This is a genomic window from uncultured Campylobacter sp., from assembly GCF_938045225.1.
Taxonomy (GTDB): domain Bacteria; phylum Campylobacterota; class Campylobacteria; order Campylobacterales; family Campylobacteraceae; genus Campylobacter_A.
Map to the genome: position 1 here is coordinate 1 of NZ_CALINL010000277.1, position 3,538 is coordinate 3,538.

At 36.4% G+C, this 3,538-nt stretch carries 1 protein-coding gene; it reads left to right on the forward strand.

The annotated features are described in order from the left end of the window. Positions 1–200 precede the first annotated feature (200 nt). On the forward strand, positions 201–3,538 hold a 3,338-nt coding region (locus Q0200_RS09980), incomplete at its 3' end, for a hypothetical protein (RefSeq protein ID WP_297940830.1).

Sequence of the window (3,538 nt, forward strand, 5' to 3'; positions counted from 1 at the left end):
TCTAGCTTATATTCGGATACGTTTTTAAAGCCAAGATTAGTAATTAAAATGGCTATACGGCCTACCCCACAAAATTCCCCATTGTATAGGTTGTTTATTTTACCGTATATATCGCCTTAACTAATACTATTTTAAGGCGCATTATTGAATATTCTTTAGGTTTGCGATAAAATACGCTAAAAAGCAATAAGGGATGCTTCGTGCCTATAACTCCTAGAAACCATACGAATTTCAAAGAAGATTTAATAGAGCTTATAAAACTACGATACGAAGACCCTGTTGATACGAATAACATCTTTTTTCTAAAGGACAAACCGTTTATAGGCTACGGCTTTAGTCTAAAAGACGATATCGATACGATATGCGATCAAATTTACGGTAAAGAGAAAAACAAAGAGCTTATCGATGCGGTAAAAAAAGCCATAGCAGACTTTAAGCCGGACGAAACAAAATCTGGATCGGAAAACGCCGCCTTGCTTTATGAAAATATAAATAAAGCCGCAGAGGACTCAAAAAAGGCTTCAAAATCTCAGGCCAATCAACAGACGTCAAGCTCGAATCCCAATACCGCTGAAACCAAAAACTCTTTGCCGGAGTTTAAGTTTACCTCCGAGGATCAAAAATGCTTTATCCTTGAACAAAAGCTAAAACCCCTCGTCCAGGAGATAAATAAAAAGCTAAGCGGTTCTCCTCTTGAAAAATTAGGAGAAGTCGCGCTTGCCGCCTCTAACCAAACTAGCGGGCAATCAATAACTCCTAGCAAAGAACACGTAGCTCTTTTGGCGCTTCTTTATCTTAGCGATAAAAAAGAACTAAATGCGTCTTTGGTAACTTACGTCAAGACTAAAAGCCGTTTTAGAGCTTGGTACTGGCTAGCTTATGAAAGCTTTGACGGAAAAAGGGACGATAAATTCGATAAAATAAGAGAGGGGATTTCAACCGGATTCGGTCTTTTCGAGCATGACGCATATAATGAAAATTTAAACAACCTATATTCTTCTTTAGGCAACCAAACCGGCTTTAGCGCTTCAAATTTAACCTCGGTCGGTACGGAGCATATCGGATTTAGAGAGTGTATAGACGTATTTAGCCATCTAAACGTAACAAAGATAAAATACTACGAAAAAGACCAAAAAGACGAAGAAAGCGCGCAAGAAAACACCTGCTTAGAGTTTATAAAAACCTACGAGATAAATAAATTAAAGCCAAATACGGCCGGTAGCGTCGCGCCTAATTTAAATAATAGCTCCTTAAATAAAAACTTAAGCTCGGAAAAACAAGATCCGGGCTTAAGCAAATCCGGCGCAGAACCGGGCGACGCATCCGCCGCTTCAAAACAAGAAGCGCTGTTTAAGCCTTTTGCGGACAAGCTAAATTCTCTCTTAAGCCCTCATACCTCTAAAACCTTTAGCCTAGAAAACATCTACTGCATAAACCTAACCCTAGCAGCCGGGTCTAACGCTTCAAGGATAAACAAGCTCTTAAGAAAAAGAGAGGAAGAGCTATATAAACAAGAAAATATACTCATACTTTGCCCTATTAAAACCGCTACTCCTATTAAGATTTTCCAACCTAAAAAGAGCAACTTTACCATAGTGCTAGCTAGCCAAACCCCGTTTGATTGTAGCGAGCTAAATCCAAAAGAGCTAAATCCAAGCAGAGCTAACTACGGCAAGGTAAATTTATGCGAGCTACTACTTACGGATTTTATATTTAATCCCTATGAAAACTTAAATACCGATCATACCGCCCAAAGTCCAAGCGTCTCTACTACCGAAGAGATAAAATTTAAAAACGCTAAAACAAGCAGCAAGTCCCTTGATCCTTTTACGGGTAAATTCGCTTCAAGCGATACGGTAACTCTTTACCGAGGCGAAGATAGCGGAGATAACGAAAACAAAAGCGAAGCAAGCAATCAAGAAGACGAAAATTCTTCAAACGATAAAACCAAACCGAAAAACCCGCATTTTACATCTATTAGAAGGGATGAAAAGGATGAAGAAGAGATAGAGTATAAGCTAAAAGATGGCATGATAGAGATGAGCTGCTTTAAACAAAGCGGCAACCCAGGTTCTAACGACTCAAATTCAGCCTCAAATCAAACCACGCCCTATCTAAATTTCACCCTTTTAAATTTCGCTAAAGAAAACAACTTTACCCTTAGAGACGATAAGGCTTCAAGTATGTTTGATATGAAGCTTCTTCTTGCCTACGGAAACGAAGCCGTGCCTACTTCTTACTCAAGCTCAAACTTTACCCTTACCCTGCAAGATCTAATCATCGAAAACGAAAACGGAGAAGCTACCGATATAGATAAGGTATATCTTCATAACTGCTCTAATAAAACGGCATACCAAAGCTCGTCTTTGGTAAAAAACCAAGACTCCTTATTTAAAAACTCATATACGGCTACGTTTAATATACCTATAGATACGGATAACAAAAAAGATACCAAGCTCATAATATATTCAAACAACCTAAGTAAAACCCATACTACCAAAGATATACATAAACGCTCAGATACCGCAGTAATATCTCTAAGCTATAAAGATAAAAACGATCAAAGCTTTTGCTACCTAAGAAAAACCTCTTTAAGGGATATAACTAATAATATAATAAACGTTATCTCGGATAACGAATATCCGTTTAAAACAAATGAAGACATAACTTTAAAAGCCATATACAAACAAGAAGAAAAAGACGAGCAAGGAAACGATAACAAAAAGTATAAAGAGGTAGTATGGGGATATAAGGTAATAAAAACCGTAGAGTATAACGAAGTATCTAAATCAAATCCTAAAGACGTCATACCCCTAAAGAATAAAAAAGACAAACAAAGTAGCGAAGGGCAAGATAATGAATCAAACAAAGAAGAGGGTCTAATAAAAGGCAAAGAGATAACGATCCAAATATCAAAGGTAGTAACCAAAGACGACCTAGCAAAACTAAAACAAGGAGGACACTCTATAATATTCTTTGCCGCTCTTAAAGACAAAGAAAACAAAGACAAACAACAAAACGATAAGTCCAAAGATACCAAGGAAGTTAAATTTCAGTTTAATACAAACTACGGTAAGACTCATATGAGGGTGGATATAAAGATACCTCTATATATTAAATTTAAAGACGATAGAGTAACCATATATGAATTTGAGCATGGTATAAAAGAAAAGGTATTTAAAGCTAGCCTAAGACACGATGACGTCTTAGTAAATAAAAGCAAAGAAGAGAGTAAAAACATAAAAGACGGATACTACTACATAAACAAAAATATAGATCAAGCACAAGATATAAAGATATATGAGGACGATAAACTAAGTAAGACGCTTAACGTAAAAGATGAAAAGAATAGCCAAACGCTAAATAATGTATATGAGATCTATATCGATGATAATAGTGCAAACAGCCAAATTTTAGATAGTATAATAAGCAAAGATAAAAAATACGGCATCAATCTACTAAGCAAAGACAATATGGATAAATTCATAAGCTCCTTTAACGACTCAAAGAGTCTAACCAGAGTAGATAAGGGTATGTG